Annotated in this window: 13 protein-coding genes; 3 read left to right on the forward strand and 10 right to left on the reverse strand. The window is 63.1% G+C overall.

Translation table 11 applies throughout. The annotated features are described in order from the left end of the window. Positions 1–28: 28 nt before the first annotated feature. From KQH55_RS04250 to rpe, 4 genes are all read right to left on the reverse strand, one after another. The gene (locus tag KQH55_RS04250; protein ID WP_076785532.1) at positions 29–616 is read right to left on the reverse strand and encodes an aminodeoxychorismate/anthranilate synthase component II; all 588 of its coding nucleotides are present in this window, start codon (positions 614–616) and stop codon (positions 29–31) included. A 599-nt stretch (positions 617–1,215) separates the two neighbouring features. Then, positions 1,216–2,721 (reverse strand): anthranilate synthase component I, encoded by a 1,506-nt coding sequence (gene trpE, locus KQH55_RS04255; RefSeq protein ID WP_076796895.1) that lies wholly within the window; start codon positions 2,719–2,721, stop codon positions 1,216–1,218. A gap of 338 nt (positions 2,722–3,059) precedes the next feature. Continuing rightward, positions 3,060–3,800: a phosphoglycolate phosphatase gene (gene gph, locus KQH55_RS04260; protein WP_235090267.1), complete on the reverse strand. Its 741-nt coding sequence runs from the start codon at positions 3,798–3,800 to the stop codon at positions 3,060–3,062. A 7-nt stretch (positions 3,801–3,807) separates the two neighbouring features. Next, the gene (rpe, locus tag KQH55_RS04265; RefSeq protein WP_076785529.1) at positions 3,808–4,479 is read right to left on the reverse strand and encodes a ribulose-phosphate 3-epimerase; all 672 of its coding nucleotides are present in this window, start codon (positions 4,477–4,479) and stop codon (positions 3,808–3,810) included. A 322-nt stretch (positions 4,480–4,801) separates the two neighbouring features. Between rpe and apaG the strand changes: the two genes are divergently transcribed. Continuing rightward, positions 4,802–5,176, forward strand: a complete 375-nt coding sequence (gene apaG, locus KQH55_RS04270) for a Co2+/Mg2+ efflux protein ApaG (protein WP_076785528.1) — start codon at positions 4,802–4,804, stop codon at positions 5,174–5,176. Positions 5,177–5,540: 364 nt separating this feature from the next. Next, a complete protein-coding gene (locus KQH55_RS04275) occupies positions 5,541–6,614 on the forward strand; it encodes a murein transglycosylase A (protein WP_235090274.1) in 1,074 nt (357 codons plus the stop codon). Between the two features lie 107 nt (positions 6,615–6,721). On the opposite strand, the gene paaK is transcribed toward KQH55_RS04275, so the two are convergent. The 5 genes from paaK to paaN all read right to left on the reverse strand — a co-directional run bounded on the left by paaK (position 6,722) and on the right by paaN (position 12,338). Then, complete coding sequence (gene paaK, locus KQH55_RS04280) at positions 6,722–8,029, reverse strand: phenylacetate--CoA ligase PaaK (protein WP_235090268.1); 1,308 nt, start codon at positions 8,027–8,029, stop codon at positions 6,722–6,724. A 46-nt stretch (positions 8,030–8,075) separates the two neighbouring features. After that, the gene (gene paaI, locus KQH55_RS04285) at positions 8,076–8,546 is read right to left on the reverse strand and encodes a hydroxyphenylacetyl-CoA thioesterase PaaI (protein ID WP_076785526.1); all 471 of its coding nucleotides are present in this window, start codon (positions 8,544–8,546) and stop codon (positions 8,076–8,078) included. A gap of 1 nt (position 8,547) precedes the next feature. Beyond that, positions 8,548–9,339, reverse strand: coding sequence for a 2-(1,2-epoxy-1,2-dihydrophenyl)acetyl-CoA isomerase PaaG (gene paaG, locus KQH55_RS04290; RefSeq protein WP_235090269.1), 792 nt, complete (start codon positions 9,337–9,339; stop codon positions 8,548–8,550). A gap of 45 nt (positions 9,340–9,384) precedes the next feature. Next, positions 9,385–10,587: a 3-oxoadipyl-CoA thiolase gene (gene pcaF / locus KQH55_RS04295; RefSeq protein WP_076785524.1), complete on the reverse strand. Its 1,203-nt coding sequence runs from the start codon at positions 10,585–10,587 to the stop codon at positions 9,385–9,387. A 71-nt stretch (positions 10,588–10,658) separates the two neighbouring features. After that, a complete protein-coding gene (paaN, locus tag KQH55_RS04300; protein ID WP_235090270.1) occupies positions 10,659–12,338 on the reverse strand; it encodes a phenylacetic acid degradation protein PaaN in 1,680 nt (559 codons plus the stop codon). A 124-nt stretch (positions 12,339–12,462) separates the two neighbouring features. On the opposite strand from paaN, the gene KQH55_RS04305 reads away from it, so the two are divergent. After that, the gene (locus tag KQH55_RS04305; protein ID WP_076785522.1) at positions 12,463–13,239 is read left to right on the forward strand and encodes an enoyl-CoA hydratase; all 777 of its coding nucleotides are present in this window, start codon (positions 12,463–12,465) and stop codon (positions 13,237–13,239) included. On the opposite strand, the gene KQH55_RS04310 is transcribed toward KQH55_RS04305, so the two are convergent. Then, on the reverse strand, positions 13,226–13,480 hold a 255-nt coding region (locus tag KQH55_RS04310; RefSeq protein WP_235090271.1), incomplete at its 5' end, for a hypothetical protein. The genes KQH55_RS04305 and KQH55_RS04310 overlap by 14 nt on opposite strands.

The raw sequence follows: 13,480 nt of genomic DNA on the forward strand, positions 1-13,480 counted from the left end.
AGGGGCATCGCGTCGGTAGGGCGCGCGTTCATCGGGTAAGCGCCGCAGTGCGGCTTTGAGCGATGAAATTCTCAAGCAGGGCATGGCCATGCTCGGACAGGATCGATTCCGGATGGAACTGCACACCCTCGATCGGCAGCGTCTTGTGGCGCACGCCCATGATTTCGCCATCGTCGGTCCATGCGCAGACCTCCAGACAGTCGGGCAGCGTGTCGCGCTCGATGGCTAGCGAATGGTACCGCGTGACCTGAAAGCGGTGCGGTAGATCGGCGAAGATCCCCCGCCGATCGGTCTCGATTTCGCTGACCTTGCCATGCATGATCGTCTTGGCTCGCACGATGCGGCCGCCGAACGCCTCGCCGATCGCCTGGTGTCCCAGGCATACGCCAAGCATCGGGATGCGGCCGGCGAAGCGTTGGATGACCGAGAGTGTCACGCCGGCGTGTTGCGGATTGCTGGGTCCAGGCGACAGGCAGATACGCTGCGGGCTCAGCGCGGCGATCTCGTCACAGCTGATCTCGTCATTGCGGTAGGTCTGCACTTGCTCGCCCAACTCGCCAAAGTACTGGACGAGGTTGTAGGTGAACGAGTCATAGTTATCGATCATCAGCAGCATACGGCACCCAATGGACTGATATTGAACGAAAAATCGACGCGATGAAGCTGCTGGCCCACGGACCTGCTCAATGCGGTCCGGCATGGGGCCGCCATAGGCGGGGTCGCCACAGGCATCCGACACAAGCGAGAGCGAACATGAACGCGGGCGCGCAGCGCGCGGACGTTGCACGCGCAACCGGTTGCGCGTGCCACAGCAGGGACGACGGGGCCCGCATCGAGCGGTTCGGGCGTGTTGGCGACGACTGGATCTGTCAACGGCATCGGCAATCTCCTTGAGCTTGGAGCCGCCGTACCGTAGCACTATCAGGGTTGTCAACCTGCCACCGGATACGGCGGCAAGGTGCGGTGGGCGAACCACGACGTGCCGCTTCCTAGCGGAAGCGCCACCACTGGGCTGCACGGGTCAACGTGGTTCGAAGCATGGGTTACGCCTGGCTGAAATAGCGGCCCGGCGCGTTGGCCGGGTCGGTCGGGTTCATTGTAGCGTTTCGCGCGCGGGCCTGTCGACCCAAATGACACAGTGCGGCTGCCGACAACGCGTTCACGCGTTCAATCTGGTTGGCGGCGGGCACGCGTCGCTCAATGGGGGCAGGCCTGTCAGAACTGCGCGTCCAGGCCATCCTGCACGTGCTCGGCGGCGCGCAATACGGCACGCGCTTTGTTCTCAGTTTCCTGCCATTCCGCTTCAGGCACCGAATCAGCGACGATGCCGGCGGCGGCCTGCGTGTACAAGTTGCCGTCGTGGATCACGCCGGTGCGGATCGTGATCGCCAGATCCATTTCGCCGGAAAATGACAGATAGCCGACCGCGCCGCCGTACAGGCCGCGCTTGACCGGCTCAAGTTCATCGATCAATTCCAGCGCGCGGACCTTCGGGGCGCCGGAAAGCGTGCCGGCTGGGAATGTGGCGCGCAGCACATCGAAGGGCGTCATGCCGGGCTTGAGTTTGCCCTCGACTGAGCTGACGATATGCTGCACGTGCGAGTATTTTTCGATCACCATCTTGTCAGTGACGACCACGGAGCCCGTTTGCGCGATGCGGCCGACGTCATTGCGCGCGAGATCAATCAGCATCACATGCTCGGCGATCTCCTTCGGGTCGTTCAGCAACTCCGTCGCCAACTGCGCGTCGCGCTCCGGCGTACTGCCGCGCGCGCGCGTGCCGGCTAGCGGGCGGATCGTCACGATCTGCTCGCCGCCGCGCTCTTCCTGCCGCACCAAGATCTCAGGTGATGCGCCGACCACGTGGAAGTCACCGAAGTTGTAGAAATACATATACGGCGACGGGTTCAGCGAGCGCAGCACGCGATACAGCGACAGGGGATGGTCGCGAAACGGTTTCGAAATCCGCTGCCCGACTTGCACCTGCATCAGTTCGCCGGCGGCAATGTATTCCTTGGCTTTGCGCACCGCGGCCAGATAGTCGTCCTTGGCGAACTCGCGATAGATGTCAGTGCGCACCGTCGGCGACGTGACCGGAGGCTGGGCCGGGCTGCGCAACCGGTTGCGCAATTCGCGCAGCCGCTGCTTGGCGCGCGTGTACGCCTCCGGTGCACCCGGATCGGCGTAGACGATCAGGTAGAGCTTGCCGGCCAGGTTGTCGATCACTGCCACTTCTTCGGTCAGCAGCAGCTGGATGTCCGGCAGGCCCAGATCGTCCTTGGGCGTCGAATGCGCGAGCTTCTTCTCGATGAAGCGCACCGCGTCGTAGCCGAAGTAACCCGCCAGGCCGCCGCAGAAACGGGGCATGCCGGGTCGGAGCGCGACTTTGAAACGCGCCTGGAACTGCGCAATGAATGCAAACGGATCGCCTTCGTGCGTTTCGATGACCTGGCCGTCGCACACCACTTCGGTGATGCCGGTGCCGTCAGCTTGCCGCGTACGCAGCAAGGTGCGCGAGGGTAGGCCGATGAATGAATAGCGGCCGAAGCGTTCGCCGCCGACCACCGACTCGAGCAGAAACGAATTCGCGCCTCCTCGTTCGGGGTGAGCGAGTTTCAGATACAGCGACAGCGGCGTATCAAGGTCGGCGAGCACCTCAGCAATCAGCGCAATGCGGTTGTAACCTTTGTTGGCAAGGGACTGGAATTCAAGCTCGGTCATGTTGGCAAGTCCTATTGTCCTATTGGTGCTCGGTGCACGGCGCGGTATGCACTGAACCAATGTCGCGGCCCGGCCGCAGCATAGGTGCCGAAGCCAACGTACCGGGACGCGGCGGCGCTACATGGTGCGTAGCGCGGACACGGCCGCGATGCCGGGGGCGACAACGAAAACAAAAAACGGGGAAATCGAAACCCGAAACCCGGCAAGCAACGGGTTTCGACGCGCAATCGCGCTCAGGCGTGCCAGCGGCGCCAGGGCCAGGCTCCCCGGTCGATACTGCCAAGACTGCGTTTTCTGTTTAGAAACATGACGATGTTGCGGATACCCTGGGACGGATGCTATTGCGCGGCGTGTGGCGCCGTCACCCGGCTGGCCGCCTCCAGCAGCGAACCCACTATACCATCCGAGTCGATCGATTGTACAGGTTGGCCGTGGTTGTAACCGTATGGTACGGTCAACGTCGCGAGCCCGGCGGCGCGCGCCGCGCGCGCGTCGTTTTCCGAGTCGCCGATCGCGACCGCCCGCACGGGCGGCACGCCGAGCGCGTCGCACGCGGCTAGCATTGGCAACGGGTCCGGCTTTTTCCGCGGCAGGCTGTCGCCGCCGAACACCACTTCGAAATACGGCCGCAGGTTATACTGCTCGAGCAACTCGAGCGCGAATCGAAGCGGTTTGTTGGTCACGCATGCAAGCTTGATCCGCGCAGCCCTGAATGCGTCCAGCCCGCGGATCACGTCCGGGTAGAGCCGCGTGTGGCGACCATTGACCACCGCGTATGCCCGCTGGTACCTGGCCAGTGCCACATCGAACCGCTGCTCGACCTCGGTTGGCGGCAGGCGTGCCGACAGCACGCTGCACACGAGGTGCTCGGAGCCCTTGCCGACGTAGGCGACGACTTCGGCTTGGTCGATCGGCGGCAAGTCGAGCTCGCCGAGCACCGTGTTGAGCGCCGCCGTGAAATCGCCGGCGGTATCGACCATCGTGCCATCCAAATCGACGATCGCGGCCTCGACCGGTCCGATGGGGGGCGCACCGCGACGATTGTCATCGGCAACCGGTGTCAGGCTGGTGTCAGTCATCGCGCGCTCACCGCCTGAGTGCAGCGCGCATCTGGTTGATCACCTGTCGGTAGTCGGGCTGCCCGAAGATTGCCGAACCCGCGACAAACGTATCGGCGCCGGCGGCCGCGATTTGCGCGATGTTGTCGGCCTTCACGCCGCCGTCCACCTCCAGGTGGATCTCGCGGCCCGTCTGTGCCGCATACGCGTCGATGCGCCGCCGCGCCTCGCGCAGCTTATTCAGTGCCTCGGGAATGAACGACTGTCCACCGAAACCGGGATTCACCGACATAATCAGCACCAGGTCGACGCGGTCCATCACGTGGTCCAGGTAGTTCAAAGACGTGGCGGGATTGAATACCAATCCCGCCTTGCAACCGTGGTCCCGGATCAGTGATAGAGTGCGATCGATATGGTCGGACGCCTCTGGATGGAAGCTGATCACGTTCGCGCCCGCCCTTGCGAAGTCCGGCACGAGGCGGTCCACCGGACGGACCATCAGATGCACGTCGATCGGCACGTTGACGTGCGGGCGGATCGCTTCACAAACCATCGGGCCGATCGTCAGGTTGGGTACGTAATGGTTGTCCATCACGTCAAAGTGGATCCAGTCGGCGCCGGCGGCGACCACGTTGCGCACTTCTTCGCCGAGGCGGGCGAAGTCAGCGGAAAGAATGCTTGGGGCGATGCGAAAAGTCATCTTGGAATGCGTTGGCGGGCGCTGAGCGGCAAACAAAGCGTTATTCTAGCGTGCCGGCGCGACGCCAGCCTAGCCTGGGAGCGGCGCCCTGATGCCTGCATTGACATGTCAGTGGATCGCGTCACGCTAGCGACGTCACGGCGACCCCGTCGGGTTAGCCACGTCAGACCAGCCACGTCGGGTCAGCCCGTCGTATCAGCCATATCGCATTGCAGGTTGCGACCCGCAAGCGCATCAACGAAAATGCGATGCGCAGGGATCTGCATGCCCGCGCCATGGGTGAGCGTGCGCCCGTATTGCGCGACCTTTATCGGAATCCAGGATGAGTCAGTATGAATTGAGCGTCTCGGCGCGGGCGGCCTATCTGCCGGACCAGTCCGACCCGGAGCACCAGCAATATGCGTTTGCCTACACGTTGACGATACGCAATACCGGCCAGGTTGCCTCGCAGTTGATTGCGCGCCATTGGATCATTACCGACAGCGAGGCGAAGGTGCAAGAGGTCAAAGGACTCGGGGTCGTCGGACATCAGCCATTGCTGCGGCCGGGCGAGCAATTCGAATATACGAGTTGGGCGGTCATTGCGACGCCGGTCGGCACGATGCGCGGCGAGTATTTTTGCGTGGCCGAGGACGGTACGCGCTTCGAGGCGCCGATAGCGGAATTTGCGCTGTGCATGCCGCGCATGCTGCATTGAGCGCGCACGATGGCGGCGCGGCGGCGCGACCGCTCCGGCGTGGACCACCGTGGCGGCTGGCCGGCGCAGCGCCGCAGGGCGTCAATCGCGCTTGCGCGGCGGGCGGCGCACGTACCATACGATGTACGCGAGCAATCCAATCGGCAGCAGTATTTCAACCGTGGGTAGTAGCCACGGGCAAGCGGTGAAGAACGCAGACATGACGGTTTGGGAAACGAGCGAACATTTTAACGGTTGCGTGTATGGTAACGGTGGCGCGCATGGCAGCGGGCCGAGGCGGGCGGCCGCAAGGGACCGGCATGCAGCCGGTGTGCGGCGCTGGGGCCGCGCCGCGACACTGATCGCGACGATCGTCGCGGCGGCGATGCTTGCGTCATGCGGTGGCAGCGGTGCGGTGCGGCCGGTGATGCACGTGCCGCCGGTCGTTGCCACGCCAAGCCAGCAGGCGCTGGTTAGTGCGCGGCTCACGCCGGTCAGCTGGCAGCAGGTGCCCGGTTGGCAGGAGGACAGCCTGATCGGAACTACCGGCGCGCTGCGGCAGAACTGTGCACGCATGAACACGCTAGCGAATTGGCGGCGTGCGTGCGTTGCTGCGCAGCAACTGGATGATCTTGACGTGGCCGCCGCGCGTACGTTTTTTGAGACGTACTTCACGCCGTTTGTGCTGGCTAATAGCGACGGCACGCTCGACGGTCTCGTCACCGGCTACTACGAGCCGTTGTTGCATGGGTCTCGGTACCGGCGTGCGCCGTACCTGTACCCATTGTATCGCTGGCCGAGGGCAGCCCGCCCGGACGCGGTGTTGCCGCCGCGTGCACAGCTGATACGCTCCGGCATGCTGGCCGGCAACGAGCTTGTCTACGTGGACGATCCGATCGAGGCGTTTTTTCTGCAGGTGCAAGGCTCCGGCCGGGTATTGCTCGACGATGGCACGGTGATGCGGGTCGGTTACAGTGGCACCAACAACCAGCCGTATCGTTCGATCGGCCGTTGGCTGATCGATCGTGGCGAGCTTTCACCGGCGCAGGCGACGATGCAGGGAATTAAGGCATGGGCCCGGGCGAACCGGTTGCGCGTCGATGCTCTGCTGGATGTGAATCCGCGCTTCGTGTTCTTCAAGGAAGTGCCATCCAGCGAAGGCGTGCCCAGCGGCGGAGCCGACGGGCCGGTCGGTGCGTTGGGGGTGCCGCTCACGCCCGAACGCTCGATCGCGGTTGACCCGACGTCGATCCCGCTCGGCACGCCGGTATTCCTGCAGACCACCCGGCCATTGTCGAATCAGCCGATGAACCGGCTGGTGTTCGCGCAGGACGTGGGCAGCGCGATCAAAGGCGGCGTGCGGGCCGACTACTTTTGGGGACTAGGTGATGACGCGGGCGACCTGGCGGGCCGGATGAAGCAGGGCGGCCGGATGTGGCTGCTGCTGCCCAATAGTTGAGTGGCTGGATGTGGCTGCTGCTGCTCAACAGTTGGGCGGCCGGATGTGGCCGCTGCTGTTCAACAGTTGAGCGGCCGTGTTGCGCGTGGCCGCCATCGGCTCAGGCCTCAGGCTGACGCACGACGTTTGTCCACGACGCGGCGCGCCTTACCCACTGAGCGCTCGATGCTGTTCACTGGCAAGGCGGCGATTTGCGCCGTGACGCCGACCAGCGCCTTGACATCGTGCGCTAGGCTTGCGCGTGCCGCTTCGATTGCGCGTTCGTCCAGCGCCGATCCCGGGCAGGGCTCGACATGGATCGTCATCACGTCGAGCGGACCTTCCTTGGTCAGCACGATCTGGTAGTGAGGGGCAAGCACGGTGGCGTACTTGAGCAACAGCTCCTCGATTTGTGACGGGAACACGTTCACGCCCCGGATGATCATCATGTCATCGCAGCGGCCAGTGATCTTCTCCATGCGCCGCATCGCGCGTGCGGTGCCGGGCAGCAGCCGGCTTAGATCACGGGTACGATAGCGGATGATTGGCAAAGCCTCTTTGGTTAGCGAGGTGAACACCAGTTCGCCGAATACGCCTTCGGGCAGCACCTCACCAGTGTCCGGATCGATGATTTCCGGATAGAAGTGGTCTTCCCAGATCGTCGGGCCGTCCTTGGTTTCCGCGTATTCGGAGGCGACGCCGGGGCCGATGATCTCTGACAGCCCATAGATGTCGACCGCGTCGATGCTCATGCGTTTCTCAATCGCCGCGCGCATGTCGTTGGTCCACGGCTCCGCGCCGAAAATGCCGATGCGCAACGACGATTCGGCCGGATCCAGGCCCCGTCGCTCGAATTCATCGGCGATCGATAGCATGTAGCTCGGCGTGACCATGATGATGTCGGGGCGAAAATCCTGGATCAGCTGAACTTGCTTCTCGGTCTGCCCGCCACCGAACGGGATCACGGTCAGGCCCGCGCGTTCTGCCCCGTAGTGCGCGCCCAGCCCACCAGTAAAGAGCCCGTAGCCGTAGCTGACATGAACCTTGTCGCCGCGCCGCGCCCCTGCTGCGCGGATGGAGCGCGCCATGAGGTTGGCCCACATGTCGATATCGTTAGCCGTGTAGCCGACCACGGTCGGCTTTCCGGTGGTGCCGGACGAACCGTGGATGCGCGAGACCTGGTCCATTGGCACGGCGAACATGCCGAACGGATAGCTATCGCGAAAGTCTTGCTTCGTCGTGAACGGGAAGCGGGATAAGTCCGACAGCGTTTTCAAGTCGTCCGGATGCACGCCCGCTTCATTAAATTTGCGCTTATACACTAGTGAATGTGTATACGCGTGCGCTAGCGTTTTTTTCAGCCTTTCCAGCTGCAGGGCCTGTAGTTCGTCGCGGCTGGCTTTTTCAATCGGCTCCGGCGGCAGGGCAGTGTTCATTAAAATCTCCTTATTGCTGTGTCTGTCCCGTAGCTTGTAGCGGGCGTCAATCGTTCGATCGAATGACGTTCCCTTTGATGTGTGCCGACTTGCCGCGAAACATCGCGACCGGCTCGCCGGCGCGATTGGTCACACGGATATCGTAGAGGCCGGTGCGCCCAGATCGCACCTGCTCCACGGCTTCCGCGGTTAGCGCGTCGCCGCGGTGCACCGGCCGCAGGTATTCGATCGTGCATCCGGCTGCCACCGTATTCACGTTATAAGTGTTGCACGCAAATGCGAATGCCGAATCGGCAAGCGTGAAGATCAACCCGCCGTGGCAGATATCGTGGCCATTTAGAAATTCGGCGCGCACCTGCATCGTCGCGCGCGCGTAGCCGGGCCGAATTTCAACTATCTGAATGCCGAGCCAGCGGGTGCACGCATCGTTCTCGTACATCGCCGCGGCACAGTCGCGCGCGAGCAGCTCGGCTTGCACCACGCCGGGTTCGGCGTCGGTGAGAGGAGAGTGGTCCATATCAGTGTCCGTCAAAACGGGGTTGACGTTTCTCGATGAACGCGCGCACGCCTTCCGCATAGTCGTGCGACACGCCAAGCTTGCGCTGCAGGTCGCGTTCAAGGTCCAGCTGTACATCCAAATCCAGCGTTGCGCCGCTGCGGATGGCCTGTCGGGTCGCGACGATCGCGGCGGTGGGCTGCTGCGCGAGTTTCGCGGCGAGCTCTCGCGCTTGTGGCAGAAGGGCCGCATCATCAACGACGCGCCAGATCAGGCCCCACGCTTCAGCCTTTTCCGCGCTAAGCTTCTCGCCAGTGAGCGACAGTCCCAGCGCGCGAGCGATACCGACTCGTCGTGGCAGCGTCCACGTGCCGCCAGTGTCCGGTACCAGCCCGATCTTCACGAAAGCCTGGATGAAACGGCTCGAACGCGCGGCAAGTGTGATGTCGCATGCCAACGCCAAGTTCGCGCCGGCGCCGGCTGCGGTGCCGTTGACCGCTGCGGTCACCGGCAGCGGCAGCTGCTGCAGCCGCCGCACGAGTGCATTGAAGTTTTGATCGATTAGCTCGCCCAGGTCGGTTTCATGGCCGGGCGTGAAGTCGAGGTCCTCGAGGTCCTGACCCGCGCAAAATGCCTTGCCAGCGCCTGTCAGGACCAGCGCCCGGGCACCCGAGCGCTGCACTTCATCCAGCGCCGCGCGTAGCTCGGCGTGCATCGCGCGGGTGAAGCTGTTGAGCTTGTCCGGGCGGTTCAGCGTAATGGTTGCGACGTGAGCGGCTGCGTCGATGTCGAGCAGAATTGACGTGTAAGTCATGGGAGTTTCCTCCTGCCTAGGCGAAATGAATGCGCGAGGCCGACTTCAGACGCGCTCGATGGCCAATGCAATACCCTGTCCGACTCCAATGCACATCGTACACAATGCATAGCGGCCGCCGTTGCGGTGCAACTGGTACATGGCGGCCGTTACCAGCCGCGCGCCGGATGCGCCGAGCGGGTGGCCGAGCGCGATCGCTCCGCCGTTTGGATTCACGCGCGGGTCGGCGTCGGCGATGCCCAGCAGCCGCAGCACGGCCAGGCCTTGTGCAGCGAATGCTTCGTTTAACTCGATGACGTCGAACTGATCGAGCGTCATGTTCAATTGCCGCAGCAGCTTGCGCGTCGCGGGCGCCGGTCCGATGCCCATCACGCGTGGCTCGACTCCCGCCGTTGCCATGCCAAGCACGCGCGCCTTCGGCGTGAGCCCGTGCGCGCGTGCGGCTGCTTCGCTGGCGATTAGCAGCGCACAGGCGCCATCGTTGATGCCGGACGCATTGCCGGCGGTGACAGTGCCATCTGGGCGTACCACACCGCCGAGCTTGGCCAGTGCGTCCATTGACGTTTCGCGCGGATGCTCGTCGTGCTGCACCACGATCGCATCGCCGTTGCGGGACGGCACGGTGACCGGCACGATCTCGGCAGCCAGTACGCCGTCACGCTGCGCACGGGCGGCCTTTTGCTGGCTGCGTAACGCAAATGCATCCTGATCGGCACGGCTCACGTTATAGGCGGCCGCGACGTTTTCGGCGGTCTGCGGCATCGAATCGATGCCGTACTGCTGTTTCATCAGCCGGTTCACGAAACGCCAGCCAAGCGTCGTATCGAAGACTTCGGCCTGGCGTGAGAACGCGGTGTTGGCCTTGCCCATCACGAACGGCGCGCGCGTCATGCTCTCGACACCGCCGGCCAGCATCAGCGACGCGTCACCTGCGCGGATCGCTCGCGCCGCGGTGCCGATCGCATCCATGCCCGAGCCGCATAGTCGGTTCACCGTGGCGCCCGGCACGTCAATGGGCAGGCCGGCGAGCAGCCCGACCATCCGAGCGACGTTGCGGTTATCTTCGCCGGCCTGATTCGCGCAGCCGAAGATCACGTCGTCCACCGCCGCCCAGTCCATTGACGGGTAACGTTCGAGCAGCGCCTTGATCGGGATCGCGCCAAGGTCGTCTGCGCGAACGTCTTTTAGCGCGCCGCCATAGCGGCCGAACGGCGTGCGGATTGCATCACAGATAAAAGCTTCAGTCATGGTGCCAGTCGCCTGTGCTTGTCCGGTAGCGTCGTTCTCGTCGGTGTGGAGCAATGCCGGGGTGGCGCCGGTTAGCCGCGCGGTGCCACGTGCGCGCGGCTTTGCACGACGCGGAAACGGTTCGCCACGAACGCAGCGTCGGTCAGCGTTGCATTGGCCGCTGGGTTTGCACCGGTGCCGTGGAAGTCCGAGAACGCCGCGGACTGGTTCACGAACACGCCGCCGGTTAAGTTCAGCGACAGCGCGACGCCGCCTTCGATCGCCGCTTCGTGCGCGGCTTGCTGCACTGCCTCGTCACCACTGTATACGGATAGCGTCAGCGCGCCGTGCTGTGCGGCAATCGAGCCGGCCAGCGCCAGCGATTGCGCGGTGGAATCCGTCGCGATGACGAATGCGATCGGGCCGAACCATTCCTGCGTAAACCGGTTCTGGTCGGTGGCCGCATCCAGCTTGACCAGCAGCGGCGTATGCACTCGTGCATGCTCGAACGCGGGATGCACGAGCGGTTGGCTGTCCAGTAGCACGGTACCGAGCGAGCGCGCCCGTTCGATGCGCTGCACTACGGCGTCGTTTTGGAGGGCTCCGATTAATTCGACCGCCTTGGCTGGGTCCGACGTCAGTTTCCGGACGGCCTCGGCGATTGCTTGAGCGACTTCGTCGAAGCTAAGCGTACCGTCGGCGGTGCGGATGCCGTTGCGCGGCACATAGATGTTTTGTGGCGCGGTACACATCTGGCCCGAGTACAGCGCCAGCGAGAATGCGATATTGCGTGCGGCTGCCTTGATGTCATCGACCGAGTCGATGACAATCTGATTCACGCCCGCCTTCTCGGTGTACACGTGGGCCTGGGTCGCGTTGCGCTCGAGCCAATTGCCGTTGTGCGTGCTGCCCGTGAAATCGATCAGTCGGACATCGGGGCGCGTGGCGAGCTGCTGCACGAGCGTGCCGTCATCCGGATCCGTTGCCAACAGCGTAACGACGTTCGGATCGAAGCCCGCCTCGCGCAGCACGTCGCGCGCGATACGTACGGTGATCGCCAGCGGCAGGATCGCGCCAGGATGGGGCTTGACGACCACCGCGTTGCCAGTCGCAAGATCGGCGAATAGTCCCGGATAACTGTTCCATGTCGGAAAAGTACAACAGCCCAGCACCAGGCCGATGCCGCGCGGCACGATCGTAAAATGCTTTTCCATTGCCAGCGGCGGATTCTTGCCTTGGGGTTTTTCCCAGTAAGCTTGGGCCGGGATGCGCCGCAACTGGTCCCATGCGCATGCGATGGCCTCGAGCGCGCGGTCCTGCGCATGCGGCCCGCCGGCCTGGAACGCCATCATGAATGCCTGTCCGGTTGTATGCATCACGCTGTAGGCAATCTCGAAGCTCGCCCGGTTCAGCCGCTGCAGAATCTCCAGGCTCACGCCCACCCACGTGTCGCGGCCCGCACGCTGCCATGGTTGCTGCGCGCGCGCCACGGCGGCGAATAGCGAGTCCGGATCGGCTTTCGGATAGCGCACGCCCAAAGCGAAGCCGAACGGCGAGTGCTCCTGGCCGACCAGTCCATTGCGGGGCTGATCCAAATCGAACGTTTGGTTCAAAAGCGCTTTGAACGATTGCTCACCGTCCGCGTTCGCCGTTTCCCCGTACACCTTGGGGCTGGGCATCTCGGGGAACGGACTCCAGTAGCCGCGCGTTTCCTGTGCCTGAAGTGCCTGTGTCAACGTCGATTCATGCTTCACAAACAGCGGATGTGTCATGGCGAGTCGTCGGAAAATTGAGGCGGAGACGGATAAATAAACCGACCGGTTGGTTGGAAAATGGTAGCATTCTTTTCGGATTGCGCGGCGTTTTTTCGCGGGTCCCCTTGCCAATGGAGCATTCATGACATTCGAAAACATCCTGGTCGACACAAGCGGACGGGTCGGGCTGATCACGCTGCACCGCCCGAAGGTGCTCAATGCACTGAACGACGCGCTGATGGACGAGTTGGGCGCGGCGCTCAAGGCGTTCGACGACGACGAGCAGATCGGCGCGATCGTGGTGACGGGCAGTGAAAAGGCATTTGCCGCCGGCGCGGACATCGGAATGATGGCGAAGTACACCTATATGGATGTTTACAAAGGGAACTACATTACGCGCAACTGGGAGGCGGTGCGTGCGGTGCGCAAACCGGTGATCGCCGCAGTGGCGGGCTTGGCGCTGGGCGGCGGATGCGAACTGGCGATGATGTGCGACATTATCATCGCGGCCGACACCGCGCGGTTTGGTCTGCCGGAGGTCAAGCTCGGGGTCATGCCGGGCGCCGGTGGCACGCAGCGCTTGCCGCGTGCGATCTCTAAGGCCAAAGCGATGGACCTGTGCTTGACCGGGCGGTTCATGGATGTACACGAAGCGGAGCGCGCGGGACTGGTATCTCGCGTAGTCGCGGTAGGCAAGCTGTTAGACGAAGCGCTTAGCACGGCGGCTGCGATTGCTGAATATTCGCTGCCTTCGGTGATGATGATTAAGGAATCGATCAATCAATCGTACGAGACCTTGCTTACCGAGGGTGTGCATTTCGAGCGCCGGCTGTTCCACTCGCTGTTTGCCACCGAGGACCAGAAGGAAGGGATGGCGGCGTTTGTCGAGAAGCGCAAGCCTATCTTCAAGCATCGTTGAAAACGGACTTGCGTTGAAGGTGATGAGTCGCTAAAATCTTATTTTTCGCGCTGCGGATGCCGTTGCGCGAAAGTGGGGCGGGTGAGTAGGATCTTCTCGAATCACTGTGGTGGAAAAAGTTTTCAAAAACTTCTTGACGCTGCGACGAGAAATCTTCATAATCTCGTTTCTCTGCTGCTGATGCAGCGACGCGATGCGGGGGCTGAGGCCGGATGGGCTGAGGCGAAGCGGTTGCGATGCT

The sequence above is a fragment of the Mycetohabitans sp. B3 genome (genome assembly GCF_021498065.1).
GTDB lineage: Bacteria > Pseudomonadota > Gammaproteobacteria > Burkholderiales > Burkholderiaceae > Mycetohabitans.